Source organism: Halomonas sp. 18071143, from assembly GCF_019211725.1.
GTDB lineage: Bacteria > Pseudomonadota > Gammaproteobacteria > Pseudomonadales > Halomonadaceae > Vreelandella > Vreelandella stevensii.
The window spans coordinates 1,448,619-1,471,857 of record NZ_CP078120.1; the positions used below are offsets into that span (position 1 = coordinate 1,448,619).

The following is a 23,239-nucleotide window of genomic DNA, read 5'->3' on the forward strand; positions in this document are numbered from 1 at the left end:
GGGGCAGTGGCAACAATTAAGGAGACCACGTGAACCATCGCGATCAACTCGTCGCTGCATGTGACCACCAGCTCCGCGCTGGTCAATTCAAGGATTACACCATCAATGGCCTGCAAGTCGAGGGGCGAGAGACGGTTCGGCGGGTCATGACCGGCGTGACGGCCTGCCAGGCGTTGCTCGACGAGGCGGTGGCCTGGCAGGCGGATATGGTGCTGGTTCATCACGGCTATTTCTGGAAGAACGAGCCAGTGGCGATTACCGGGATGAAGCAGAAGCGCATCAAGACGCTGATGGCCCACGATATGAGTTTGCTGGCGTATCACTTGCCTCTGGATGCCCATGCGGAGTTGGGCAATAACGCCGAATTGGCGCGGCGCCTGGGATGGAAGGTAGAGGGATGTCTGGACGGCGAGCTGGGCGAAGGATTGCTGTGGTCGGGGCGATTGGTGACACCTCAACCTCTGGCCGCGTTGGCGGAGCAGTTGAGCCAGACCCTTCAGCGTCAGGCGCTGGTCGTCGAGGCGCCGCTGGCGGGGCCAGTGGAGCGAATTGCCTGGTGTACCGGTGGGGCGCAGGACATGATCACGGCTGCCCACGAAGCAGGTGCTCAAGTATTCGTGTCAGGAGAGATTTCCGAGCGTACCACGCACCTGGCGCGCGAGCTGGGTATTCACTACATCGCGGCTGGGCACCATGCCACCGAGCGTTATGGGGTGCAGGCGCTGGGTGATTGGCTGGCCAGCCAGTTCGATGTCGAGCATCGTTTCGTGGATATCGACAACCCGGCCTGACTCGGAGAAAAGTGCGCGCTGCCAGGGCGCTCAGGGGCGCCCTGGCGAGCGTAGATCAGTAGCGTGGGGGTTGCGCAAGCGTATCGCTGTCCGATTTCTGATGCTCTTTCAATCCGAACCCTTCGGAGAGCGTGCCGTTCTTGCCAGCCGCGTAATCGCGGGGCATGGCAAGGTCGGCATCGTTTTCTGCCGTGGCCGCTGCTTTGTGATGGGAGGTCTTGACGCTGGTGAGCTGCCATTGAGCCGCCTCGTCGGCAATCTGCGCTTCGATCTGATTTGTCTCTTGGCGGATGCTGTCAAGGCGTTGCTGAATGCCGGTCAGGCTGCTGCCCATGGCTTGTTTCAGTTCCGCAATCTTGTGCTCGCGCTCCAGCAGCGTTTGCTTCAGCGCAGCCGTGTCTCTCTCGCTCTTGCTGAACAGGCGATAGCAGGCAAGGCCAATGAGAAAGCCAGCGATGAGACCTACAACGGCAAAAGTGATTGGCGAGCTTGCTTCCACGGTATTCTCCCTAATAATGATGCGCGCCATGTCATCGATGGCATGGCGTCGCCGATCGCACAGCTGCATGGACGGACCCATTATAGGCGCGTCACGGCTGGTCGGGTCAATCCGCTCATGCGCTTAGCGTTCAACCCGCGTATAATTAGGCTCTTTTTATCGGTCAGGCCAGTGCTCGGCGTGCGTGCCATTGTGCGCCGAAGCAAGCGCTTGACTACGCGCTGCGGGAGCATCTTCATGTCATCAGTATCTGCACGCCAGGCGTCTGAACACCCCCGTCGCCTGACGCCACTGGAGCGTTACCAACAGGATTTGACGCGCAGTGACTTTCAATACGACCCGGCTCAGGAGCAGGCGGTCAAGCATCTCCAGCGCCTTTACGATGATCTGTTGTCGGCTTCCACGACCGTACCCAAGGCTGTGGTCGCAAGCAAAGGGTTGAAGGCGAAGATGGCAGGTCTGCTGGGCAAGCGCAGTGAGCCGGGCAAGCCCCCGGTGCCCCGGGTGAAGGGGCTCTACTTCTGGGGTGGGGTCGGGCGCGGCAAGACCTACCTGGTGGATACGTTTTATGACGCCTTGCCCTTTCCTGAAAAAATGCGCACGCACTTTCATCGGTTCATGCAGCGGGTGCATAACGAGTTGACGCACTACAAGGGTGAGAAAAACCCGCTGACGCTGATTGCCGGCAAGTTTGCAACCGAGGCTCGGGTGATCTGTTTCGACGAGTTTTTCGTCAAGGACATCACGGATGCCATGATTCTGGCCAATCTCATGGAGGCGCTGTTCGAGCGTGGTGTCGTGCTGGTGGCGACCTCCAATATCATCCCTGATGAGCTCTACAAGGATGGCCTGCAGCGCGCTCGGTTCCTGCCTGCCATCGAGCTGGTCAATCGCCACTGTGACGTCGTGAATGTGGACTCGGGGATCGATTATCGGTTGCGGGCGCTGGAGCGTGCGGAAATTTTCCATGCGCCGCTGGATGAGGCTGCCGACAAGGAGCTGGCACGCAGCTTCAAGGAGATTGCCGGTCAGGCGGGAGAAGAGGGCGCGCCGCTGGAAATCAACCGCCGTGTGCTGAAAACGCGTCGACTTCATGAGGATGTCGTCTGGTTCGAATTTGCCGAACTGTGTGACGGGCCGCGTAGCCAGAACGACTATATCGAGCTTGCCCGAGAGTTTCATACCGTGCTGGTGGCCAATGTGCCGCGCATGGATGCCAAGCGCGACGACCAGGCGCGCCGCTTCATCAATATGGTGGACGAGTTTTATGATCGGGGCGTCAAGCTCTTGATGTCGGCAGAAGTGCCCGTCGAGTCGCTTTACAGTGACGGCAAGCTGACCTTCGAATTTCAGCGGACGCTGTCTCGCCTGCAGGAGATGCAGTCCCGGGAGTATCTGGCGCTGCCGCACAAACCCTGAGCGCCTCTGTTGCCTGAGTGCGATGCCAGGGCGTTCGAGAAAAGTGAAGATGGCACTTAACTTGTCCACTCACTTGCTGTAGAATGCCGCCTCGCTGTACGTTGCAGTCTTTTTCTGGCTGCAACCAAAAAGAATAGGGATGGTGCTTCGCTATCAAGTGGCGCAAGTTACCCAACACACTTAATCTGGTGATTTCATCCATGAAGACGTTCAGTGCTAAGCCGCAGTCCGTCCAGCGCGACTGGTATGTTGTCGACGCTACGGACAAAACGCTCGGTCGTCTGGCAACCGAGATTGCTCGCCGCCTGCGTGGCAAGCATAAGCCCGAATTTACCCCTCACGTTGATACCGGCGACTACATCGTTGTCATCAATGCCGAGAAAGTCCAGGTGACCGGTAACAAGGCGAAGGCCAAGACCTACTACCGCCATACTGGTTACCCGGGTGGTCTGCGCTCCATGACCTTCGACAAGATGCTGGACCACGCTCCCGAGCGCATCATCGAGTCTGCTGTCAAGGGCATGCTGCCGAAAGGCCCGCTGGGTCGCGCCATGTATTCCAAGTTGAAAGTGTACGCCGGTGCCGAGCATCCGCATGCTGCCCAGCAGCCGCTTGAACTGAACATCTGAGGAAATCTTCGCCATGACACAGCAGTATTACGGTACCGGGCGCCGCAAGACTTCCACCGCTCGTGTGTTCCTGAAGCCGGGCTCCGGCAAAATCACTGTCAACAACCGTGAACTCGACGAGTACTTCGGTCGCGTTACCGGCCGCATGGTTGTTCGTCAGCCCCTCGAGCTGACCGAGACCCTGAACCAGTTCGACGTGTATGTGACCGTCGAAGGTGGTGGTGGCTCTTCACAGGCTGGCGCCATCCGTCACGGCATCACGCGTGCCCTGATGAACTATAACGAAGACCTGCGCCCGACTCTGCGCGCTGCTGGCTACGTCACTCGTGACGCACGTCAGGTAGAGCGTAAGAAAGTCGGCCTGCGCAAGGCGCGTCGTCGTCCGCAGTTCTCCAAGCGTTAATTTTACGCTATGCGGCAAAAACGCCCAGGTCCAAGACCTGGGCGTTTTTTATTGGAATATCAAAAAATTATAGTACCTGTACCACCATGGTCCGGGGCGGTTGTTCTTGTGCAGAGCGCTTTGTTTTTTTAACATAGGGCGTATTTGATATTCGTCGCCGCAAGACGCCTTTGCGGCGAAACGGGTAAGCTGATGGGAGAAACCAGAAATGGCAGATAACGGCGTAAACAAAGGCCGGCGCCGTTTCCTCGTGGGCGCCACCTCCGTTGTGGGGGCGGTGGGCGCTGTCGGGGTTGCGGTCCCCTTTGTGGCATCCTGGCAGCCTAGTGCCAGTGCGTTGGCGGCCGGTGCGCCGGTTCGAGCTAACTTTTCCAAGCTCGAACCGGGGCAGCGTGTCACCATCGAGTGGCGTGGGCGGCCGGTATGGATCATCAACCGTACGCCTGAGATGATTGAGCGTACAGAGAGCCTGGATCCGTCTCGCTTGCGGGATCCGGAATCCACGGAGCAGCAGCAGCCTGCCTACATCACTGGCCCGTTGCGCTCTGTGCGCCCCGAGGTCGGTGTCATGGTTGGCGTGTGCACCCACCTGGGTTGCTCTCCGTTGTACCGTCCCGAGCCTGAGGCCGCAGTCACAGACAACTGGCCGGGCGGTTTCTTCTGTCCTTGCCATGGCTCGTACTTCGATCTCGCCGGACGCGTCTTCAATAACGTACCTGCACCCTCCAACCTTGAAGTGCCGCCCTATCGTTTCGAGGGTGAGGACATCATCGTTGGTGAAGACGAGGAGGCCGCGTAATGGGTAATCCTAATCGAGTCAAGGCTGAACGCGGCATCATGCGCTGGGTGGACGACCGCTTCCCCGCAACGCAAATGATGCAAGACCACCTCACCAAGTACTACGCACCGAAGAACTTCAACTTCCTCTACATTTTTGGTGTATTGGCGTTGCTGGTGCTGGTCAACCAGATTCTGACCGGTGTCTGGCTGACCATGAGCTACAACCCCACGTCGGAAGGCGCTTTCCGCTCTGTGGAATACATCATGCGTGACGTCGAGTACGGCTGGATCATCCGCTATATGCACTCGACCGGCGCCTCTGCCTTCTTTGTCGTCATTTACATGCATATGTTCCGTGCATTGATGTACGGATCATACAAGGCCCCGCGCGAGCTGGTCTGGATCTTCGGCATGGCCATCTATCTGCTGCTGATGGCAGAGGCCTTCATGGGTTATCTATTGCCCTGGGGTCAGATGTCCTACTGGGGTGCTCAGGTCATCATCTCGCTGTTCGCGACCATTCCCGGCATTGGCCCGGATCTGGCGCAGTGGATCCGCGGTGACTTCCTGATTTCCGGTATCACGTTGAACCGCTTCTTTGCCCTGCATGTGGTGGCGCTGCCTATCGTGATTCTGGCGCTGGTCGTGCTGCATATCATTGCCCTGCATGAAGTTGGCTCCAACAACCCTGATGGCATCGAGATCAAGGATAAGAAAGACGAAACCGGCAAACCGCTGGATGGCATTCCTTTCCATCCGTACTACACCGTGAAGGATCTGGTGGGTGTGGCGGTCTTCCTGTTCGTCTTTGCGGTGGTGCTGTTCTACTTCCCGGAAGGGGGTGGTTACTTCATCGAGCGTCCCAACTTCGAGCCAGCCAACCCGATGGTAACGCCTGATCACATTGCGCCGGTGTGGTACTTCACGCCGTTCTATGCCATCTTGCGGGCCATTACCTTCGACTTCCTGGGATTGCGTGCCGAGTTCCTGGGCGTGCTGGCCATGGGTGGCGCCATCGCCATTCTGTTCGTACTGCCCTGGTTGGATCGTAGCCCGGTCAAGTCCATGCGTTACAAAGGCTGGTTGTCACGTATTGCGCTCATCATCTTTGCGATCAGCTTTGTGATCCTGGGTGTTCTGGGTGCCATTCCGGCGACTCCGCTGCGTACGCTGGTGGCCCAGATCTGTACGGTGCTCTACTTCGCCTTCTTCATTCTGATGCCGGTGTACACCAGTATCGAGAAGACTAAACCCGTTCCTGAAAGGGTGACTGGCTAATGAAAAAGCAACTGTTCGCACTGATGTTCGCGCTGCTGCCTTTGATGGCGGTCGCAGCGCCAGGGCCCGACGTGCCTTACTCCATGACGCCGGATCTGCGTGACCAGGAGTCTCTGCAGCGTGGTATGCAGCTCTACGTCAACTACTGCATGGGATGTCACTCGCTGGAGCATCAGCGCTTCTCCCGTGCAGCAAATGATCTGGGCATGCCGCAGGACCTGGTCGAAGAGAACCTGATTTTCTCTTCATCGCTGGGTTACAACGACCTGATGCACATCGCCATGCTGCCGGAAGATGGTGAAAGCTGGTTCGGCGCTGCGCCGCCCGATCTGACGCTGCATGGTCGTCTGCGCGGTCCCGACTGGATCTACTCCTACCTGCTGAGCTTCTACCGTGACCCGAGCCGTCCACTGGGCGTCAATAACGCGGTATTTGATCTGGTGGCCATGCCCAACGTGCTGGAGCCGCTGCAGGGTGTTCAGGAGATGGTCTGCTCGGAAACCGACCAGCCGGTAGCAGGGCAGTCGCCCGACCCGCTGTCTGGCAAGTACCAGTCTTGTGAAGTGCTGCAAGTCACTCAGCCAGGTTCCATGGAGCCTGCCGAGTTCGAGGAAGCCGTCTATGACCTGACCAACTTCCTGGCCTACGTCGGTGAGCCTTCCAAGCTGCAGGCTCAGGCACTGGCGCCCAAGGTGCTGATCTTCATCTTTATCTTTGGTGTGATCGCCTACCTGCTCAAGCGTGAGTACTGGCGGGATGTTCACTAAGCATTAGCCTATGCTTGGTGGGCGGGGCGCACGGCGAAAGCCGTGCGCCCTTTGTTTGTTTATGTGCCCCCAGGGGCTTTGCGTCGCTTTACCATAAAAGGCGGCGGGCGTGTTACTATCGTCTATTGTTTTGATGCGAGGATGCTTTCATGGGTGTTGTGGCCAAGCGGTCGTCAATGATCTTTTACTCAGGTAATGATGATCATTTCAGTCATCGTGTACGCATTGTTCTGGCTGAAAAGGGAGTGGCGGTCGATATCGTCGATGTTGCTGAGGAACAGCCACCTGAAGAGTTAGCGGACCTCAACCCGTACAACAGTGTTCCCACGCTGCTGGATCGTGATCTGGTGCTCTATGAGTCCAAGGTCATGATGGAGTATCTGGATGAGCGCTTTCCTCATCCGCCGCTGTTGCCCGTCTACCCAGTGGCACGTGCTCAAAGTCGGCTGTGGATGCACCGTATCGAACGCGAATGGTGCCCGATGCTCGAGCTGATCCGCACGGGTGGCAAGAAAGAGGCAGACAAGGCGCGTAAAGAGCTGCGCGAAAGCCTGATCGGCATTTCGCCCATCTTCGAAGATATGCCGTATTTCATGAGCGAAGAGTTTACGCTGGTGGATTGCTGTCTGGCGCCCATCCTTTGGCGTCTGCCCGAGCTCAATATCGAGCTGCCGGAGAAGCAGGTGAAGCCGCTGCTGAACTACATGTCGCGCGTATTCGAGCGTGAAGCGTTCAAGGCCTCCTTGAACGAGCGTGAAAAAGAGATGCGCGCCTGAATTCATATGGCCCCTAGCCTGATGGGCAGGGGCCTCACTTGTCAGGAGGAGGGAGACTTATGAAGTCGAGCCGTCCCTATCTCGCCCGAGCCTTGTACGAATGGCTTCTGGATAACGACCTAACGCCTTACCTGGTGGTGGATGCTACGCAGCCGGGCGTAGAAGTGCCGCGCCAGTTCGTTCAGAACGGTCAGATCGTACTCAATGCCGCGCCAACGGCGGTACGCGATCTGTTCATGGAGAACCAGGCAATTGGTTTCAGCGCTCGCTTTGGGGGTCAGCCCATGCAGGTGATGATCCCCATCCCTGCGTTGATCGCTATCTACGCTCGTGAAAACGGGGCAGGCATGGTCTTTGGCCATGAGCCGGAACTGGATGCCGACGAGCTAGAGGGGGGTGAGGAGTCCTCAGCTGATGAAGCTGCACGACCCGAGCTGACCTTGACGGAAGCACCTTCCAAAGAGGCGTCGGATGCATCGACTGCGTCTGAAAAGCCCAAGAAGAAACCGGCTCTCAGAGTGGTCAAGTAGCCGGGCTTTTAGCCTGATTATGGCTAAATGGTTATATTAAAAAAGCCTCGCCAGTCACGCTGGCGAGGCTTTTTGTTGCCAGGACGAAGCTCAGTTCAGGTAATCGAAGACCTTGACGATGCGCTGAATGCCGGCCACGCCGGACGCAGCATTGACGATTCGGTCGGCTTCCTCACGAGTGACCATGCCCATCAGGTACACGGTGGCATTCTCGGTGGTGACTTTCAGCTTGGAAGAGTCGATCTGATCATTGGTGGCAAGGTGGCTGATGACATTGGTGGTCAACCAGGTGTCGGCCAGACGCTGGCTGGCGGGCAGGTTGGCGGCAATGGTCAGTTCGTTGTGCAGCTGATTGACGCCGCGCAGGTTGGAGGCCACGTTGCCTGCCATGCTTTTCAGCTCGTCGCTGGGTACCTGCCCAACCAGAAGCAGGGTGCCGTTGTAGCTATGGGCGCGAATCCGCGCATCACCCAGCCGAGCATCGGCGCGTGACAGGGAGCGCTCCGCTTCGCGTTCGATGGTGGCATCCACGGCTTGGACATCGCTGCTGCGCTGGCCGTAGTTGGAGGGGTTGGAGCCGCTGTTGTTGGCACAGCCGCTGAGCAGCACCGCGCCGCACAGCGTAGCGACCAGAAGGGAGCGAGAAGCAAAACGTAGGGCCATTGAGATGACTCCTTTATCGATATATTCCGTTGACCTGAATGCGCTGTCAGGCAGCGCCGCCAAACAGCTGTTCGTCAATTAAATCACACAGGCAGTGAATCACCAGCAAGTGGACTTCCTGGATGCGAGCCGTCGAGGTGGCGGGGACGCGAATTTCACAGTCGTCCTGGCCGAGCAGCGACGCCATGTTGCCACCGTCACGGCCTGTCAGAGCCACCACCGTCATGTCGCGATCATGGGCGGCCTGGATGGCTTGCACGATATTGGCTGAGTTGCCGCTGGTCGAGATGGCCAGCAGGACATCGCCCGGTTGCCCCAGCGCACGAATCTGTTTGGAAAATACTTCGTTGTAGCTGTAGTCGTTGGCGATGGAGGTAAGCGTCGACGTATCGGTAGTCAACGCCAGCGCAGGCAGGCTGGGGCGCTCGCGTTCGAAGCGGTTGAGCAGTTCTGAAGAGAAGTGCTGGCTGTCGCCTGCGCTGCCGCCATTGCCGCAGGCCAGGATCTTGCCTTCATTGACCAGGCACTGAACCATCATTTGGCTGGCCACTTCGATAAACGGTGGTAGCACCTCGCTGGCATAGGTTTTGGTGTCAATGCTGGCATTGAAGTGGTTGAGAATGCGAGATTGAAAGTCCATCAGGGCTTCCCGGTTATAGAGTATTAATAAGCGTCAAATGCCGCTTGTTCCCATTCGAACGTCAGCGCGGGCGGCATGCCTGTGATCGCTAGAATATCAAAGCGGCAGGGGCAGTCGAGGTCGTGCCTTGCAAGATAGAGCATGGCGGCGCGTACCAGTCGGCGACGTTTCTGTGCCGTCACGGTCTCCAGCGGGTGCCCGTGCTCCGTGGTGGCGCGATGTTTGACCTCGATAAACACCAAAGTATCCCGATCATACATCACCAGGTCCAGTTCGCCGCCCTTCACATGGTGGTTGCTGCTCACCAGTCGAAGGCCTTGCTCCTGCAGCCATTGAGCGGCGATTCGCTCAATGGCTGCTCCTCGGTAGCGTGCGCTTTGCGGGCTACGGCTCATTGCCCAAGAGGCCTGGGATCAGGATGGGGGCGGGAGTGCCGTTCTGGAATTTTGCCCAAGGGAGTTCACGGTGAATGCGGCCGTCGCTGGCCAATGACATGCGACCGGTGCTGCCGTTAAGGCCATTGATGTCCGAGAGGTCCGACATGCGTTTGGCCAGCTCGTAGGCATCGACGCCCATGGCCATGAGGCGGAACATGGAGGCGTCGGACTCGTCGCGCAGCTGCTGGTAGGTAGCGTAGAAAGGCAGGACTTCTTCTCCGCCGACAGCCGCATCAGGAATCTGCCAGGGGATGTCCATGAACATGACGTCGTTGAGGTCCTGGTCCAGACGAGTCTGTCGGCGGCCTTCATGCAGGTGCGAGGTGGCGTAGATCGGCAGGTCAGGGGCGTAATAGTAATCCATGGTGGGCGGTACCTGGCGTGCATAGTCAGGTAGGGCGAGCAGGAACAGGGCGTCGATGTTACCCAGACGAGCCCGTTCGCCGCTGACATTCAGCGCTGTTTGTACCGCATTGGACACCGGGCTGCTCGGGTTGTAGCGCACGGCATTGGTGACTTCTCCGCCCAGACGCTGGTACTCGTTCCAGAAGGCTTCGCCTACTCGGCGGCCCCAGTCATTATCCGGCACCATGACGGCTACCTGGCGGTGCCCGTCCTGATAAGCACGGCGAGCTGCCTGGCGCGCTTCGTCTTCCGCTGACAGCCCATACTGCAGCAGGCGCTGGGCCTGGTTACTAGAGTTGTGCCCGTAGTTGAGCGCCAGCGTAGGAAGTGGAACGCTGTCGCGCTCCTCCAACTGGGTCACCTGCTCCTTGTCGAGTGGGCCGATCAGCAGCTGTGCGTTCATCTGCTCGGCACGGCTGTAGATTTCATCCAGAGAGTACTGAGAGGCGTCGATGAAGGTCAGCTGTACGCCATCATTACTAATTTCATTGTGGCGACGCATGGCCGTGGTCAGCGTGCTGGCCACGCTGCTCAGAGGGCCGGATTCCGGCAGGGCCACGGCAATGCGTCGCACATCGGTGCCTTCCAGCTCCGGCAGTGCGACCTGTACCTCGTCAGGACGCTGATCCAGCGCTTCCTGGGCCCATTGACGGCGCTCTGCCAGCGTTTGCTGCTGGTTGGCTTGCATGGGCAGCTCATCATCCAGCACTTGCGTGGCGCGCAGGACCGCTTGCGGGTCGTTCATGCCGCGGGCCAGTTCCGAAAACAGCATGGCCCAGCGTAAACGGTCAGTATCGCCCAGCTGGGCTTCGTCGATGCTGCTGGCGGCTTCGAAGGCACTTTCTCGCTGGCCCTGGCGGGCCAGGATGTTGGCCGCTTCCAGGCGCGTTTGGGCAGCCTGTTCGGGAGCCTGCTGTTCAGCCTGGCTGAGCAGTCGCCCTGCGTCCTGGTCGGGGGCTCGATCAACGACGCTGGGCGGCTGCATGGCACACCCGGTGATGAGAAGTGCCATGAAGGCAGTGGCCAACAGGCCACGAAGTGACTGTTTCATGTATCCTTCCTTAGTTTCCATTTGCGCTGTCGCGGCCTATGAGCAGGTTGATCTCACGTTGAGTAAGCATAGCGCACCGTCAGGGCAAGCTATTAATAAATCGGGAGTCACGATGACACACCAACCTCCGGGCACATTGTACGTGGTTGCTACGCCAATTGGGAATTTGGACGATCTGTCGCCTCGCGCCGCTCGGATACTTGCCAGCGTGGCACGCATCGCCGCCGAGGATACGCGGCATAGCGGGCGTTTGTTGGCCCATCTGGGGGTCAATACGCCCATGATATCACTGCATGAGCATAACGAGGCGCAGCGCGTGGATAGCCTGGATCGTTATCTCATGGCGGGGGAGGACATCGCCCTGATCAGTGATGCCGGTACGCCGTTGATCTGTGATCCGGGGTTCGTGCTGGTGCGTGAGCTGCGTGCGCGTGGCCGCCATGTGGTGCCCTTGCCCGGTCCTTGTGCCTTGATCACGGCGCTGTCGGCGGCGGGCCTGCCCACTGACCGCTTCACCTTTGGCGGTTTTTTGCCTGCCAAGTCCAGTGGCAGGCGCCAGGCGCTGGAGCGATGGGCGGCCCGGGAGGAGACGCTGGTGTTTTATGAGTCGCCCCATCGTATCCTGGCGACGCTGGAGGCGCTGGCAGAGCAGATGCCCGAGCGCAGCGTGGTGCTGGCCAGGGAGCTGACCAAGACCTTCGAGACGTTTTTGCAGGGAACGCCTGTGCAGCTGCTGGAACAGATGGAGCAGGATGCCAATCAGACGCGTGGTGAGTTCGTGATCGTCATTGCCGGAGCGGCGCCCGTCGAGCAGGGTGACGAGCAGGCTGTAGAGGCGGATGCTCTGCTGGCGGCGCTATTGGCCGAGGGTATAGGGGTCAAGCAGGGAGCGGCGGTGGCGGCGCGATTGATGGGGGGGCGCAAGCAGCACTGGTATGCCAGATTGCAGGCAATCAAAGGCGAGCATTGAGGCCAGGGCGGGGCGCTGGTATGCTTGCCGCCGGAGTTGGCCAGACAGTCGCCGCTAATATGCTCGCAAGAGCCGTTGGGGGAGGAAAGTCCGGGCTCCATAGGGCAGAGTGCCAGGTAACGCCTGGGCGGCGAGAGCCGACGGAAAGTGCAGCAGAGAGTAGACCGCCTAAGCTTCTGACATCAACCTCAGGAGCCGGTAAGGGTGAAAGGGTGCGGTAAGAGCGCACCGCGCGCCTGGTAACAGTGCGTGGCATGGTAAACCCCACTCGGAGCAAGACCAAATAGGGACCCAATGGCGTGGCCCGCGCTGGGTCCGGGTAGGTTGCTTGAGCGCTGTGGTGACGCAGCGCCTAGAGGAATGACTGTCCACGACAGAACCCGGCTTATCGGCCGACTCCCCATTTCCATGAAAGGCGTGCTGGGCACGCCTTCCCAAATCTTGTGTGAGAGTAACATGCCTTCTGCCGACGCCGATCAGGTCGCTTCCCGTTTTCGTCACACCAGTGTGTTATTGGACGGGGCCGTCGATGCGTTGATTCACGATCCCGACGGTGTCTATCTGGACGGCACGTTTGGCCGCGGGGGGCACTCGCGTCTCATCCTGTCGCGGTTGAGTGAGCAGGGCCGTTTGTTGGCCATGGACCGTGATCCTCAGGCCATTGCCGCCGCTGAAGAGATCACCGACTCGCGTTTTCAGATTACCCGGCGTGAATTTGCGCGGCTGGCGGAGTTCGCCCAAGAGCAGGGCGTGCATGGTCGTCTGTCAGGCATCCTGCTGGATATCGGCGTGTCGTCGCCGCAGCTGGACGATCCCGAGCGTGGTTTCAGCTTCATGCGCAATGGCCCGTTGGACATGCGCATGGACCCCACGCAAGGTGAGAGCGCTGCGAGCTTTCTGGCCCGGGCTAGCGAGTCCGAGATTGCCAGTGTCTTCAAGACCTACGGCGAAGAGCGCTACGCCAAGCGGCTGGCCAATGCGGTGGTCAAGCGGCGCGTTGAGCAACCCTTTACCCATACCGTGGATCTGGCCGAGGTCCTCAAGGCAGCCCACCCCGCCTGGGAGAAGGGCCGACATCCGGCAACCAAAGCGTTTCAGGGGCTGCGTATTTACCTCAACGGCGAACTGGAGCAGCTGGATAGCGCGTTGGACGCAGCCCTGGAGGCTTTGGCGCCGGGGGGGCATCTGGTGGTCATTAGCTTTCATTCGCTGGAAGACCGCCGTGTCAAACGCTTCATCCGCCACCATGTCCGGGGAGATACCCACTTGCCGCGCGGCGTTCCCATCCGTGATGATCAGTTGAATCGCCGTCTCGAGGCCTTGGGCAAGGGGAGCCGTCCCAGCGATGAAGAGGTGGATGCCAATCCCCGGGCCCGCAGTGCCGTCATGCGTGCCGCCCGTAAGCGAGCGTGATCATGAGTCTCGAGCGCTTCGAACGATGGCTATCCACGTTGCAGGCCGAGTGGCCATTTCAAGTGCGCCTGCGTCTCTGGCCGCTGGTGTTGATCGCGCTGTTTGTATTATGCCTGTTGACCGCCTTGTCGGTGGTGATGACCACCCACATGACTCGGGTACAGTTTGCCGAGTTGCAGCGTCTGGAGCAGGAGAAGAATCAGCTGCAAACCGAGTGGGGGCAGCTGTTATTGGAAGAGGGTGCCTGGTCGACACCGGCACGCATCGAGCAAATTGCCACGGAACGGCTAGAAATGCGTATTCCAGACGTCAACGATGTTGAGGTTATTCGTCCATGAGACGCGAAGGTCGGGGAGGGAAGTCCCGTCAATATCCCATTGCACCGCCCTTGGCTGGCGGTCGTTTCTTTTTCATATTGCTGGTGGTAGGGCTGGCCTCTGCCATTCTGATTGGTCGTATCACGCTGCTCCAGGTCATCGACCGGCCCTTTTTGCAAAGCCAAGGTGACGCGCGCACCCTGCGTCATGAAGCCATTCCGGCACACCGCGGCATGATCACCGACCGCAATGGGGAGCCATTGGCCATCTCGACGCCTGTGGTGACCCTGTGGGCCAATCCGCAAGAGCTGCCTGGCGATGCCATTCAGCGGGTCATGCTGGCCCAGGCGCTGGGGATGTCGCTGGATGACTTCGATGCCCGGGTCGCACGCTTTGCCAGTCGAGAGTTCATGTACCTGCGTCGCCATATGACCCCGGAAGCTGCCCAGCGAGTGCTGGATCTGCGTACCCCCGGGGTGTATCCGCAGCGGGAATACAAGCGCTATTACCCGGCTGGGGAAGTGGTGGCCCAACTGCTGGGCGTCACCAACGTCGATGACGTGGGCCAGGAGGGGCTGGAGCTTGCTTATCAACCTTACCTGGCAGGTCACCCCGGCCAGCGGCGCGTCATCAAGGATCGGCGGGGTCGTTTGGTGCGTGAGCTGGGGGTGATCCGTGATGCCCAGCCAGGGGGCGAGCTGACGCTTTCCATCGACCAGCGCATTCAGTACATGGCCTATCGTGAGCTGCGCGCTGCCGTGACCGAACATGAGGCAGACGGCGGCGTGCTGGTCATGATGGATGCACGCACGGGCGAGGTGCTGGCCATGGCCAATCTGCCCTCCTACAATCCCAATAACCGCGCCGGACTCGACCCTCGGGGGCTGCGTAATCAGGCCCTGGTGGATGTGTTCGAGCCTGGCTCGGTCATGAAGCCACTGGCCATGGCAGCCATTCTCGAAAGCGGCGTGTTCGACCGCGATGTGGTGGTCGATACCTCACCGGGCTGGATGCGCATCGACCAGTTCACCATCCGTGATATCCGTAATTACGGGCAGTTGGATCTGGCGGGTATTCTGGAAAAGTCCTCCAATATCGGCATGTCGCGGCTGGCGCTTCAGCTCAGCGATACGGCGATCTGGGAAAAGTACAATCAGTTGGGCTTTGGGCAGGGACCGGGCACCGGTTTTCCTGGCGAGTCCACGGGTAGTCTCCCGGCGCCGGTGCGGTGGTCGCGCAGTGAGCGTGCGGCGCTCTCCTATGGCTATGGCTTATCGACTTCTGCGCTGCAGATTGCCAGTGCTTACACGGCATTGGCCAACGGCGGCGAGCGCCTGCCGCCCTCGCTATTGAGGTTGTCCGAACCTCCCCCTGGTATTCCGGCTATTTCGCCCAGCGTTGCAGATGATCTTCTGGACGTGCTGGAAACGTCCGTGGGAGCCTACTCTGGTGGGCGTCGTGCGCGGGTCGAGGGCTACCGGGTAGGTGGCAAGACCGGTACGGTACGCAAGACCGGTCAGCAGGGTTACGCCACGGATGCCTACCGCAGCGTCTTTGCTGGCATTGCCCCTATCTCTGATCCGCGCATCGTCACGGTGGTGATGATCGATAACCCCCAGGCGGGGCAGTTTTATGGCGGGGCAGTGGCGGCCCCCGTATTTTCCAGCGTCACCGGCAACGCGCTACGTCTGCTGGATGTGCCGCCCGATCATGACGTTGAATAGCTTTCAAGGAGTAGGCATGACTGTGAGCCTCGACCAGTTTCGGGCCGCCCTGAAGGCGGTGTGGCCGGGTGCCGACTTGCCCGAGCTGCCACCGCTGCCCGTGTCGCTCGATCTGGTGACCGATTCGCGCAAGGTGGCAGAAGGGAGTGTCTTCGTGGCGGTGCCCGGTAGCCAAGGGGATGGCCGTGAGTATATCGACCAGGCGCTGGAGGGCGGTGCCTCGCTGGTGCTGGCGCATACGCGGCAGGCCGAGCTGACGCTGCAGGGCAAGGTGCTTTCACTACCTCATCTGGCACGGCGGCTGGGTGAGCTGGGCCGCTCACTTTATCAAGTGCCTGACGACCTGGAAGTGATTGCGGTCACGGGAACCAACGGCAAGAGTTCGGTCACGCACTATGTGGCGGTATTGAGCGAACTACTGGGCATCCCGGCTGGAGTGATAGGTACCCTGGGCGTTGGACGCCCGGGGCAGCTAATGGATACCGGGCTGACCACGCCCGGGCCGCTGGCGTTGCAGGCTACTCTGGGGCAGTTAGGGCGCCAAGGTGTCCAGCGCGTGGCGCTGGAGGCTTCCTCCCACGCGCTGGACCAGCACCGTCTGGAGTCAGTGAACGTGACGGTCGGCGTGTTCACCAATCTGACCCGAGATCATCTGGACTATCACGGCAGCATGGCGGCCTATGCTGCCGCCAAGGCCAAGCTGTTTCGTCGTTCCGAGCTGACCCTGGCAGTGGTCAACGGTGACGATCCTCTGGCTCGGCTGATGCTGGCGGGGTGTGAGCCCCACGTGCGCGTGCTGGCCACGGGTAGCGATGAGGCGGTGACGCTGCGTATTCTCGATTGGCATCCGTTGGAAACCGGTCAACAGGCTCTGGTTGCCACGCCCGAAGGCGAAAAAGCACTTGAGTTGCCGTTGATGGGGCGTTTTAACCTGGATAACGTGCTGCTGGCCATTAGCGTGTTGTACGGGCTGGGTGAGTCGCTGGATGCGCTGTTTGAGGCGGCGGCGAAGTTAAGCCCGGTGCCGGGTCGTATGACGCGCTTTGGCGGTGGCGAAGCGCCTTGTGTGGTGGTGGACTATGCCCACACTCCTGACGCGCTACAAAATGCGCTGGAAGCCCTGCGCGACCATTTGGGGGGGCAGGGAAAACTGTGGTGCCTGTTTGGCTGTGGTGGTGAGCGCGATACCGGCAAGCGTTCGGAAATGGCCAAAGTGGCCGAACGTCTGGCTGACTGTGTGGTGGTGACCGATGACAACCCCCGCCGTGAATCTGCCGCCCAGATTCGTCAGCAAATTTTGGCGGGTTTTCACGAGCCGCAGCGGGTGAAAGAGATTGGTGATCGGCGTCAGGCCATCCTGCATGCCGTGGCTCAGGCAGGTCCTCAGGATGTGGTGCTGGTGGCTGGCAAGGGCCATGAAGCATATCAGGAAATCGAGGGCGTTCGACACGCCTACCAGGATGATGAGCAGGTGCAGCAGGCCATTCGGGCGCGAGGTGGCTGCTGATGTGGACCCTTGGCGGAGTGGCTGCGGCGATGGGTATTCCGTTGGCAGACGATGCGACTGACGTGTCGATCAGCCAGGTAGTGACGGACACTCGCCAGATCGTGCCGGGTTGCCTGTTCATTGCCTTGAAAGGCCCACGCTTCGATGGCCACGATTTCGTCGAGCAAGCCCGAGAGCAGGGCGCCGTAGCGGCACTGGTGGAGCATCCCGTGGATAGCCCGCTGCCGCAATTGTGCTGCCCGGATACTCGGCTGGGATTAGGGCTGTTGGCGGGCGCATGGCGGCGACGCTTTACGCTGCCGCTGGTGGCGGTCACGGGGAATAGCGGAAAAACCACGGTCAAGGAGATGGTGTCTGCCCTGTTGGCGCCACTCGGTGAGGTGTTGGCGACCATCGGCAACCTCAATAACGATATTGGGGCGCCGCTGACGCTGTTGCGTCTTGGGCCGCAGCACCAGGCGGGTGTCATCGAACTGGGGGCCAATCATTTGGGTGAAATCGCCTGGACGGCCGGGTTGGCGGCCCCCAGGGTGGTCATCATCACCAACGTGACGGGCGCTCATGTAGGTGAGTTTGGTGGCATGGGGCAGATTGCCCAGGCCAAGAGCGAAATTTTGTCCGGGCTCGATCAGGATGGCGTGGCCATCATCAATGCCGATGATCGCTACTTTCCTTTCTGGGCGGCCTGTGCGGCCCCCCGCCGAGTGGTCAGCTACGGGGTGCAGGGCAATGCGGACGTAAACGCTTCGGCTCTTTCCTGCGACTCACAGGGGCGTTATGCTTTCACGCTCGTTGTCGACGGTGAGCCGTTGGGGCGCGTAGCGCTACCTCTGATCGGCAAGCATAATGTCAGTAACGCCCTGGCTGCCGCCGCTGCCGCACTGGCGTTGAATGTCCCCGCTCCGCAGGTCGTGGCTGGGCTGAATCGGTTGTCGGCACTGCAGGGCCGCATGAACGTGGTGCCCGGTATTCGTGGCACGACGCTGTTGGACGACACTTACAACGCCAACCCTGGCGCGGTCAAGGCAGCTCTGGATGCCCTGGCGAGCTTTCCTGCCCCTCGCTGGTGCGCCCTGGGCGCGATGGGGGAGCTGGGGGATGAGTCCGACCGGCTACATGCTGACGTGGGCGCTTATGCTGCGTCGCTGGGGCTGGACATGCTGTTGACGGTTGGCGAGGCAGCCAGGGCTGCCTCGGATGCCTTTGGTCGCGGGCTGCACTTCGACGACCACGAGACGCTAGTGCGTCATGTTATTAATTCTCTGCCACCCGACGCCACGCTGCTGGCGAAAGGATCGCGCAGTGCCGGCATGGAAAGAGTCATTGCTGCGCTGCGTGCGGATGACACAAGGTAAGCGCCGTTCATGTTACTTCATTTGGCGAATTTTCTAGCTCAATTTCAATCTGCGTTTCAGGTGTTCAATTATTTGACGCTACGCGTCATTCTCGCCGCGCTCACCGCGCTGATGCTGTGCCTTTGGCTGGGGCCCTGGGTGATACGCCGACTGGTCGAAGGGCAGATTGGCCAGGCCGTTCGCGACGACGGCCCACAGTCGCATCTTTCCAAGGCAGGTACGCCGACCATGGGCGGCGCCATGATCCTGCTGGCGATTGCGATCAGCACCTTGCTGTGGGGTGACCTGACCAACTATTACGTCTGGATCGTGCTGCTGGTGACGCTGGGCTTTGGCGCCATCGGGTGGGTCGACGATTATCGCAAAGTGGTCGAAAAGAATCCCCGCGGGCTGCCAGCACGTTGGAAATATTTCTGGCAGTCGGTGGTCGGCCTGGGAGCCGCCATCATTCTGTACGCCACGGCCACCACGCCCGCCGAAACCAGCCTGCTCATTCCGCTGTTCAAGGACGTTGCGCTGCCGTTGGGCTTGTTCTACATCGTGTTGAGCTATTTTGTGATTGTCGGTAGCTCCAATGCCGTCAACCTGACCGATGGCCTGGATGGTCTGGCCATCATGCCCACCGTGCTGGTAGCCATGGGGCTGGCGGTGTTTGCCTATGCCAGCGGCAATGCCGTATTTGCCAACTACCTGCATATTCCCTTCATTCAGGGAACCGGCGAGCTGGCCATTTTCTGTGCCACGATTGCCGGTGCTGGCCTGGGCTTTCTGTGGTTCAACACCTATCCCGCCCAGGTGTTCATGGGCGATGTGGGTGCGCTGGCGTTAGGGGCCGCCCTGGGCGTGGTGGCGGTCATCGTGCGCCAGGAGATCGTGCTGTTCATCATGGGCGGTATTTTCGTGCTGGAAACCGTATCGGTCATTCTGCAGGTCGGCTCCTACAAGCTGACGGGGCGCCGTATCTTCCGCATGGCTCCGCTGCATCACCATTACGAACTCAAGGGATGGCCTGAGCCGCGCGTGATCGTGCGTTTCTGGATCATCACCGTTGTCCTCGTTCTGCTGGGACTGGCCACACTGAAAGTGCGTTAGTCATTGGGTAGTCGTGTCAGGGTAGTCGTGTCACGGTGGCCAAGGCCGCTCTAGCCCGGGCCAAGGAGTCGTTCATGGTGAAGGTACCTCAGGGTGTTACCGTTGTTGTTGGACTGGGCATTTCCGGTCAGGCGATCTGTCGCCATTTGGACCGCCATGGAGTGCCTTTCATGGTGGCCGATACCCGCGAGATGCCGCCTGGACTCGCCGCGTTCCAGCAGCGTTATCCGGCGATTGATTGCCACTGTGGGCCGCTGAATGAGCTGGATTTCAGCGATGCGTACGAGGTGGTGATCAGTCCGGGGGTCGACCCGCATTTGGCAGGCCTCGACGGGCTGTTGGAGCGAGTCAACCCTGCCACCGGCGAGCCGATGCTGGTGGGTGAAACGGCACTGTTCAGGCGTCTGGTGCGTGCCCCGGTGGCGGCGATTACGGGCTCCAATGCCAAGTCCACGGTGACCACGCTATTAGGTGCAATGGCCAAGGCCTCGGGGGTGAATGCCGCCGTGGGGGGCAATCTGGGCACGGCGGCTCTGGATCTGTTGGCCGACCATCCCGGTGCCGAGCTCTTCATCCTCGAACTCTCCAGCTTTCAACTGGAAACGACGCCTCGCCTCGGAGCGGCGTCGGCTGCGTTTCTCAATTTATGCGATGATCATCTGGACCGTCATGGCGATTTGGCGGGTTACCGTCAGGCCAAGCAGCGCATTTTCATGGGCGCCGAGCACGCGGTGGTCAACGCCGATGACCCCATGACCTGGCCTCTGGATGCCCTCGACCGTGTCGAGCGTTTTGGTGTGGGTGTTCCGGCCGGTAGTGACTGGGGGCTGGCCGATATCGATGGACGCCGCTATTTGATGCACGGCGAGACGCCGTGGCTGGCGGTGGATGAGCTGGCCATTACTGGTCAGCACAATCAGTTGAACGCGCTGGCAGCGTTGGCCATGGGCCGGGCGCTGGGGTTTGATCGTCAGGCCATGTGTGAGGTGTTGACCACGTTCAAGGGGCTGCCGCACCGTAGCGAAACCGTTGCTGAGGTGAACGGGGTTCGCTGGGTCAACGACTCCAAAGGGACCAACGTGGGTGCGACCCTGGCCGCCATCAATGGTATTGGCGTCGCGCTCACTGGCAAGATCATTCTGTTGGCGGGAGGCGTGGGTAAGGGAGCCGACTTTACGCCGCTGGCCGGGCCGTTGGCGGACCATGGAAAAGCCGCGCTGCTCTACGGCGCAGACGCCGAGCGTCTCGACAACGTGCTTGGCCCTTGCCTTCACACTCAGCGTGTCGAAACGCTGACACAGGCGATGGAAGCCGCATGGCAGCTGGCCGAGCGAGGGGATTGTGTGTTGCTCTCGCCAGCGTGTGCCAGCCTGGACCAATTCGCCAACTACCAGGCGCGGGGCGACCTGTTTCGCGACTGGATCGAGCAGAAACAGCGTGAGAGTGCCCCATGAGCGACGAAACCATGAGTAGGGTGCAGCGACTGCGTGAAGCGCTGGCGACCCGCCACCTGCCTTGCGATGTCTGGCTGATTGTCGCCGCCGTCGCGTTGGCAGGACTGGGCTGGGTCATGGTCAGCTCCGCGTCGATAGGGCTACTGGAAAACAGCTATCACTATGCTCGCCAGCACGGCATTTTTTTGCTGCTGGCGATATTGGCATGCCTGTTCATGGTGTGCGTGCCGCTGGAGCTATGGCGCCAGAATGCGGCGTTGCTGTTGTTGCTGAGCATTGTCATGCTGGTCGTGGTACTGGCCGTAGGCCAGGAGGTCAACGGCAGCAAGCGTTGGATTGCCCTGCCAGGGCCGCTTCCCAGCCTGCAAGTCTCGGAATTTGGCAAGCTGGGGCTGATCTTTTACATGGCCGCCTTCATGTCGCGATTCACTTATGAACTGCGCCAGCGCGCCTTTACCATGTGGCGCCCCTTGGCGGTACTGGCCATTCCTGCCTTCCTGCTGTTTCTTGCCCCGGATTTCGGCGGCATGGTCGTATATGCCGTGTGTGTGATCGGCATGCTGATGATGAGCGGCGCTTCGCTGACGCTGTTGCTGGGCAGTGGCGGGGTGCTGGGGTTTGGTGCCGTGATGATGGTCGTCATGGAGCCGTATCGACTGGCGCGCTGGACCAGCTTCCTGGACCCCTGGGCCGACCAGTTCGCCACCGGGTATCAGCTGACGCAGGCATTGATCGCGTTTGGACGTGGCCATGTGACTGGCACCGGATTGGGCAACAGCGTGCAGAAGCTGCACTATCTTCCCGAAGCCCATACGGACTTCATTTTTGCGGTGGTGGCCGAAGAGCTGGGCATGATTGGAGCGATAGCCGTGGTGCTGCTGTTCACCCTGTTCATCGTGCGGGCCATGTGGGTGGGTCGACGGGCAGAGCTGGCTGGGCATCTGTTCGGTGCCTACGTGAGCTACGGGATCGGCTTTATCGTGGCGGCTCAGGCGTTTATCAATATGGCGGTGAGTGCTGGCTTGCTGCCGACCAAAGGGCTGACCCTGCCGCTGATCAGCTACGGAGGCTCCAGTCTGCTGGTCACTGGCATGATGGTGGGGCTGTTGCTCCGGGTGGATGCAGAAACTCGGCATCGCCCGCGTCGTTTGTCGACGCCTTATCGTGCTCGCCGAGAGCCGCGGTTGACGTAATTATTCAAGGAGCTGTTTGTGGCGATACATGCGGGTCGACGGGTTTTGGTCATGGCGGGAGGAACGGGAGGGCACGTCATTCCTGCGCTCTCGCTGGCGCGTGCTCTCCAGTCCCAAGGGGTTGCCGTGGAGTGGCTGGGCAGCCCGCGGGGAATTGAAAACCGCTTGGTGCCCGAGGCGAGCATCGTGCTACATACCATTGCGATCAGTGGCTTGCGCGGCAATGGCGCCGATGGCTGGCTCAAGGCGCCGCTCAACCTGTCGCGGGCGGTGCTCCAGGCACGTGGCGTCATCAAGCGTTTCAAGCCGGATGTGGTGGTAGGGCTGGGTGGATTCGCCAGCGGGCCTGGCGGTCTAGCGGCCCGGCTATCCGGTATTCCGCTGGTCATTCATGAACAGAATGCCGTGGCAGGGCTGACCAACAAGGTGCTGTCGCGCTTGGCCACGCGTACCTATGCCGCGTTCGAGAATGCATTTGGCACGCGTGCCGAGGTGATTGGCAACCCGGTACGTGAAGAGATCGCCGCGCTGGGCGAGCAGCCCCGGCAGGTGGCCGACATGCAGGGCAGGCCGCTGCGCCTGTTGGTGGTAGGCGGCTCACTGGGCGCGGTAGCGCTGAACGAGCGCCTGCCTGTGGCCTTGGCTGCGCTGCCGCCGGAGCGACGTCCCGAGGTGCGTCATCAGGCAGGCAAGGAGCGCGATATCGCCACGGCAGACGCCTATGCTCAGCAGGCGGTGGTCGCCGAGGTTTCGCCGTTCATCGATGATATGGCCGCGGCCTATGCCTGGGCGGATCTGGTCGTTTGCCGAGCCGGTGCGCTGACGATTGCCGAACTGGCGGCGGCGGCCAAGCCCGCGTTGCTGGTGCCGTTTCCTTTTGCCGTGGATGACCATCAGCGGGTGAATGCCGAGGTGCTGGTCCAGGCGGGTGCGGCGCTATGTGTCGTACAGGCTGAGCTGACGGCTGGCTATTTAAGTGAACTTTTGGACCAATTACTGTACCCAGAGACCCTGGCAGAGATGGCCGCCAAGGCGCGTCAAGCGGCGTCCTTGAACGCGACCGAGCGCCTGGCCGAAGGCTGCCTCTCGCTGGTGAAGCAAGGAGAAACTGCGTGACCGAGTCAGTCAACCATACGTCGCCGCAGC

Annotated in this window: 24 protein-coding genes and 1 other RNA gene; 20 read left to right on the top strand and 5 right to left on the bottom strand. The window is 60.3% G+C overall.

Going from position 1 to position 23,239, the window contains the following annotated elements:
- Window positions 1-29: 29 nt before the first annotated feature.
- Complete coding sequence (locus KVY02_RS06700; RefSeq protein WP_218314829.1) at window positions 30-791, top strand: Nif3-like dinuclear metal center hexameric protein; 762 nt, start codon at window positions 30-32, stop codon at window positions 789-791.
- A gap of 55 nt (window positions 792-846) precedes the next feature.
- Here the strand turns inward: KVY02_RS06700 and KVY02_RS06705 are convergent, their stop codons facing one another.
- Window positions 847-1,359 (bottom strand): ZapG family protein, encoded by a 513-nt coding sequence (locus tag KVY02_RS06705; RefSeq protein WP_256357581.1) that lies wholly within the window; start codon window positions 1,357-1,359, stop codon window positions 847-849.
- A gap of 168 nt (window positions 1,360-1,527) precedes the next feature.
- Between KVY02_RS06705 and zapE the strand changes: the two genes are divergently transcribed.
- The 8 genes from zapE (at window position 1,528) to KVY02_RS06745 (ending at window position 7,872) form a co-directional block, all read left to right on the top strand.
- Window positions 1,528-2,709 (top strand): cell division protein ZapE, encoded by a 1,182-nt coding sequence (gene zapE / locus KVY02_RS06710; RefSeq protein ID WP_096923168.1) that lies wholly within the window; start codon window positions 1,528-1,530, stop codon window positions 2,707-2,709.
- A gap of 200 nt (window positions 2,710-2,909) precedes the next feature.
- The gene (gene rplM / locus KVY02_RS06715) at window positions 2,910-3,338 is read left to right on the top strand and encodes a 50S ribosomal protein L13 (RefSeq protein ID WP_016913499.1); all 429 of its coding nucleotides are present in this window, start codon (window positions 2,910-2,912) and stop codon (window positions 3,336-3,338) included.
- 13 nt (window positions 3,339-3,351) lie between these two features.
- Window positions 3,352-3,741 carry a 30S ribosomal protein S9 gene (gene rpsI / locus KVY02_RS06720; protein ID WP_016913500.1) on the top strand — a complete coding sequence of 130 codons (390 nt, stop codon included), beginning with the start codon at window positions 3,352-3,354 and terminating at the stop codon, window positions 3,739-3,741.
- A gap of 208 nt (window positions 3,742-3,949) precedes the next feature.
- Window positions 3,950-4,540 carry a ubiquinol-cytochrome c reductase iron-sulfur subunit gene (petA, locus tag KVY02_RS06725; protein WP_218314830.1) on the top strand — a complete coding sequence of 197 codons (591 nt, stop codon included), beginning with the start codon at window positions 3,950-3,952 and terminating at the stop codon, window positions 4,538-4,540.
- A complete protein-coding gene (locus KVY02_RS06730) occupies window positions 4,540-5,799 on the top strand; it encodes a cytochrome b (RefSeq protein WP_218314831.1) in 1,260 nt (419 codons plus the stop codon). Before petA ends, KVY02_RS06730 begins: the two co-directional genes overlap by 1 nt.
- Entirely contained in the window at window positions 5,799-6,566 is a 768-nt protein-coding gene (locus tag KVY02_RS06735) for a cytochrome c1 (protein ID WP_016913503.1), read from the top strand. Before KVY02_RS06730 ends, KVY02_RS06735 begins: the two co-directional genes overlap by 1 nt.
- Before the next feature lie 149 nt (window positions 6,567-6,715).
- Window positions 6,716-7,342, top strand: coding sequence for a stringent starvation protein SspA (gene sspA, locus KVY02_RS06740; protein WP_026001643.1), 627 nt, complete (start codon window positions 6,716-6,718; stop codon window positions 7,340-7,342).
- Between the two features lie 59 nt (window positions 7,343-7,401).
- Entirely contained in the window at window positions 7,402-7,872 is a 471-nt protein-coding gene (locus tag KVY02_RS06745; RefSeq protein WP_039177413.1) for a ClpXP protease specificity-enhancing factor, read from the top strand.
- A 90-nt stretch (window positions 7,873-7,962) separates the two neighbouring features.
- Here KVY02_RS06745 and KVY02_RS06750 read toward each other — a convergent pair whose 3' ends face one another.
- Genes KVY02_RS06750 through KVY02_RS06765 form a run of 4 tightly spaced genes read right to left on the bottom strand, consistent with a single transcriptional unit; the run spans window position 7,963 to window position 11,068 of the window.
- Window positions 7,963-8,535 carry a BON domain-containing protein gene (locus KVY02_RS06750; protein WP_016913506.1) on the bottom strand — a complete coding sequence of 191 codons (573 nt, stop codon included), beginning with the start codon at window positions 8,533-8,535 and terminating at the stop codon, window positions 7,963-7,965.
- A 46-nt stretch (window positions 8,536-8,581) separates the two neighbouring features.
- Complete coding sequence (locus tag KVY02_RS06755; RefSeq protein WP_016913507.1) at window positions 8,582-9,175, bottom strand: phosphoheptose isomerase; 594 nt, start codon at window positions 9,173-9,175, stop codon at window positions 8,582-8,584.
- A gap of 23 nt (window positions 9,176-9,198) precedes the next feature.
- Complete coding sequence (locus KVY02_RS06760) at window positions 9,199-9,570, bottom strand: YraN family protein (protein ID WP_016913508.1); 372 nt, start codon at window positions 9,568-9,570, stop codon at window positions 9,199-9,201.
- Window positions 9,560-11,068: a penicillin-binding protein activator gene (locus tag KVY02_RS06765; protein ID WP_016913509.1), complete on the bottom strand. Its 1,509-nt coding sequence runs from the start codon at window positions 11,066-11,068 to the stop codon at window positions 9,560-9,562. The genes KVY02_RS06760 and KVY02_RS06765 overlap by 11 nt, the downstream gene beginning before the upstream one ends.
- Before the next feature lie 112 nt (window positions 11,069-11,180).
- Between KVY02_RS06765 and rsmI the strand changes: the two genes are divergently transcribed.
- From rsmI to murG, 11 genes are all read left to right on the top strand, one after another.
- A complete protein-coding gene (gene rsmI / locus KVY02_RS06770) occupies window positions 11,181-12,038 on the top strand; it encodes a 16S rRNA (cytidine(1402)-2'-O)-methyltransferase (protein ID WP_218314832.1) in 858 nt (285 codons plus the stop codon).
- A gap of 32 nt (window positions 12,039-12,070) precedes the next feature.
- An RNA gene (gene rnpB / locus KVY02_RS06775) (RNase P RNA component class A) lies at window positions 12,071-12,442 on the top strand.
- 52 nt (window positions 12,443-12,494) lie between these two features.
- Window positions 12,495-13,451 carry a 16S rRNA (cytosine(1402)-N(4))-methyltransferase RsmH gene (gene rsmH / locus KVY02_RS06780; RefSeq protein ID WP_218314833.1) on the top strand — a complete coding sequence of 319 codons (957 nt, stop codon included), beginning with the start codon at window positions 12,495-12,497 and terminating at the stop codon, window positions 13,449-13,451.
- Between the two features lie 2 nt (window positions 13,452-13,453).
- Complete coding sequence (ftsL, locus tag KVY02_RS06785; protein ID WP_016913512.1) at window positions 13,454-13,789, top strand: cell division protein FtsL; 336 nt, start codon at window positions 13,454-13,456, stop codon at window positions 13,787-13,789.
- Window positions 13,786-15,492 (top strand): peptidoglycan D,D-transpeptidase FtsI family protein, encoded by a 1,707-nt coding sequence (locus KVY02_RS06790; RefSeq protein ID WP_026001646.1) that lies wholly within the window; start codon window positions 13,786-13,788, stop codon window positions 15,490-15,492. The genes ftsL and KVY02_RS06790 overlap by 4 nt, the downstream gene beginning before the upstream one ends.
- A gap of 16 nt (window positions 15,493-15,508) precedes the next feature.
- Window positions 15,509-16,999, top strand: coding sequence for a UDP-N-acetylmuramoyl-L-alanyl-D-glutamate--2,6-diaminopimelate ligase (locus tag KVY02_RS06795; RefSeq protein ID WP_081137048.1), 1,491 nt, complete (start codon window positions 15,509-15,511; stop codon window positions 16,997-16,999).
- A complete protein-coding gene (murF, locus tag KVY02_RS06800; protein ID WP_081137050.1) occupies window positions 16,996-18,354 on the top strand; it encodes a UDP-N-acetylmuramoyl-tripeptide--D-alanyl-D-alanine ligase in 1,359 nt (452 codons plus the stop codon). The genes KVY02_RS06795 and murF overlap by 4 nt, the downstream gene beginning before the upstream one ends.
- Window positions 18,355-18,363: 9 nt before the next feature.
- Window positions 18,364-19,446 carry a phospho-N-acetylmuramoyl-pentapeptide-transferase gene (gene mraY, locus KVY02_RS06805; protein WP_016913516.1) on the top strand — a complete coding sequence of 361 codons (1,083 nt, stop codon included), beginning with the start codon at window positions 18,364-18,366 and terminating at the stop codon, window positions 19,444-19,446.
- A gap of 74 nt (window positions 19,447-19,520) precedes the next feature.
- Window positions 19,521-20,900, top strand: a complete 1,380-nt coding sequence (murD, locus tag KVY02_RS06810) for a UDP-N-acetylmuramoyl-L-alanine--D-glutamate ligase (protein WP_218314834.1) — start codon at window positions 19,521-19,523, stop codon at window positions 20,898-20,900.
- Window positions 20,901-20,911: 11 nt separating this feature from the next.
- On the top strand, window positions 20,912-22,093 hold the full coding sequence (ftsW, locus tag KVY02_RS06815) for a putative lipid II flippase FtsW (protein WP_218315056.1): 1,182 nt from the start codon (window positions 20,912-20,914) through the stop codon (window positions 22,091-22,093).
- 51 nt (window positions 22,094-22,144) lie between these two features.
- Window positions 22,145-23,209, top strand: a complete 1,065-nt coding sequence (murG, locus tag KVY02_RS06820; protein WP_218315057.1) for an undecaprenyldiphospho-muramoylpentapeptide beta-N-acetylglucosaminyltransferase — start codon at window positions 22,145-22,147, stop codon at window positions 23,207-23,209.
- The last annotated feature ends 30 nt before the right edge of the window (window positions 23,210-23,239 follow it).